The sequence below is a fragment of the Clostridium cavendishii DSM 21758 genome, assembly GCF_900141845.1.
Lineage (GTDB): Bacteria > Bacillota > Clostridia > Clostridiales > Clostridiaceae > Clostridium_AG > Clostridium_AG cavendishii.
Genome location: NZ_FQZB01000049.1, coordinates 1 through 1,907, shown reverse-complemented (window position 1 = coordinate 1,907; position 1,907 = coordinate 1). Strand labels below are relative to the sequence as shown.

3 protein-coding genes are annotated in these 1,907 nt (G+C 30.4%); all 3 read left to right on the top strand.

All coding sequences use genetic code 11. The annotated features are described in order from the left end of the window. Positions 1-3 precede the first annotated feature (3 nt). The 3 genes from BUB01_RS23040 to murQ are packed head-to-tail and all read left to right on the top strand — an operon-like array spanning position 4 to position 1,577. Complete coding sequence (locus BUB01_RS23040; protein ID WP_242958473.1) at positions 4-141, top strand: PTS system mannose/fructose/sorbose family transporter subunit IID; 138 nt, start codon at positions 4-6, stop codon at positions 139-141. A gap of 16 nt (positions 142-157) precedes the next feature. Further along, complete coding sequence (locus tag BUB01_RS22575; protein WP_072993978.1) at positions 158-634, top strand: PTS sugar transporter subunit IIB; 477 nt, start codon at positions 158-160, stop codon at positions 632-634. Between the two features lie 31 nt (positions 635-665). Beyond that, entirely contained in the window at positions 666-1,577 is a 912-nt protein-coding gene (gene murQ, locus BUB01_RS22570) for an N-acetylmuramic acid 6-phosphate etherase (protein ID WP_143152564.1), read from the top strand. The last annotated feature ends 330 nt before the right edge of the window (positions 1,578-1,907 follow it).

Sequence of the window (1,907 nt, the reverse complement as noted above, 5' to 3'; positions counted from 1 at the left end):
ATAATGCCAGCCTTAGTACCATTAGCTATAGTTGGATTAACTTATTGGTTATTAGGTAGAAAAAATATGAACTCAACTAGAGTGATAATAGTATTAATAATTTTATCAATAGTATCTTTCAATTTGAAAATTTTAGGTTAATAGGAGGAAGTAAAAAATGAAGGGAATAGTACACATAAGAATTGACGATAGATTAATACATGGGCAGGTAGCTGCTTTTTGGACTAATTCATTATCTATAAGCAGAATAATGGTAATTAATGATGAGGTAGCTGTTGATGATATGCAAAAATCGCTTTTAAGAATGGTTGCACCTGCATCTGTTAGAACTTCAATAATAAACAAGGCAACAGCAGTAAAAAATATACTTGCAGGAAAATATGAAGGCCAAAGGGTCCTAATTATAGTGAAAAATCCTAAAGATATATGGGATTTAAAAGAAGCTGGATTAGACATAAATAAAATTAATGTTGGAAACATGGCATCAAAAGAAGGTACAAAGCCTATTAAAAGGTCAGTTAATGTTACAGATACTGATATAGCTTATTTTAATAAACTTCTAAATGCAGGAGTAGATATAGATGCAATAATGGTACCAGACGATAAAGAATGTAAATTAAAAGATTTATTATAAACAAGTTATAAAAATTTTAATAGGAGATAAGATTATGATTATAGATTTAACTAAGTTAGATACAGAAAAGGTAAATAAGAATACTGTAAACATAGATAGATTATCTACTGCTGAAATGATAACACTTATAAATAATGAAGATTTTACTGTTGCAGAAGCAGTAAAAAAAGAAATAAATAATATAGCAAAGGCTGTAGATATAATTCATGAAAAACTATCAAGTGGAGGAAGATTAATTTATATAGGTGCAGGTAATTCAGGGCGTCTAGGCGTACTAGATGCTTGTGAATGTCCTCCTACGTTTGGTGTAGACGAGGGAAAAGTTATAGGAATTTTATCTGGAGGGTATGATGCTACAGTTAGAGCTAACGAGGGTTCAGAGGATGTAGAAGATGGTGCTATAAGTAGTTTAAAAGAAATAGGATTTTGTAGTAAAGATGCACTAGTAGGATTATCAGCATCAGGAAGAACTCCATATGTAAAAGGTGCTTTGGCATATGCAAAAGAGTTAGGAGCAGCATATATTGCAGTAAGCTGTGTAAAAAATGCTGAAATATCTTCAATTGCTCAAGTTGCTATAGAAATAATTACTGGAGCAGAAGTTATAACTGGTTCTACTAGGTTAAAGGCGGGAACAGCACAGAAGATGGTTTTAAATATGCTTTCTACTACTTCAATGATAAAATGTGGAAAAGTTTATGGAAATTATATGGTTGATGTTAGAGCTAAAAATAATAAATTAGTAGAGAGAAGCAAAAAAATAATAATGGAATGTACATCAGTAGATAGAGATACAGCAGAAAAGTATCTAAAGGAAAGTGATGGGAGCGTTAAGCTTGCAGTATTTATGATATTATCTGGTTTAGGTAAGCAAGAAAGTATAGAGTTATTAGAAAAAAATGAGAATACAATCTATAAAGCATTAGAAGCTATAAAGAAATAGATATAAGAGGGACGTAAAATTTTACGTCCCTTTTATATTGGTTAGATTGACACAATATAAAAGAATTTAAGACACAATATAATTATTAAGACAGAAATTCAAAAAACATATTAAAGCAGTATAATGTCGTGTTTTTTTATTAGGACAAAAGTTGGTACGAGTATTGCTGATATATATTCATGTAATAATTATTTTTATATGAGGGGGAAGAGATATGCACATACAATTATGGCAGATCATAGTTTTATCACTATTAGGTGGAATAGCACAATGGGATGAGACGAATATGAAAATAGGGTTTAGAAACCCAGTTATAACAGGACTAATAGT

Coding starts and splice junctions, on each gene's coding strand:
- BUB01_RS23040 (WP_242958473.1), top strand. CDS start 4: ATGCCAGCCTTAGTACCATTAGCTATAGTTGGATTAACTTATTGGTTA.
- BUB01_RS22575 (WP_072993978.1), top strand. CDS start 158: ATGAAGGGAATAGTACACATAAGAATTGACGATAGATTAATACATGGG.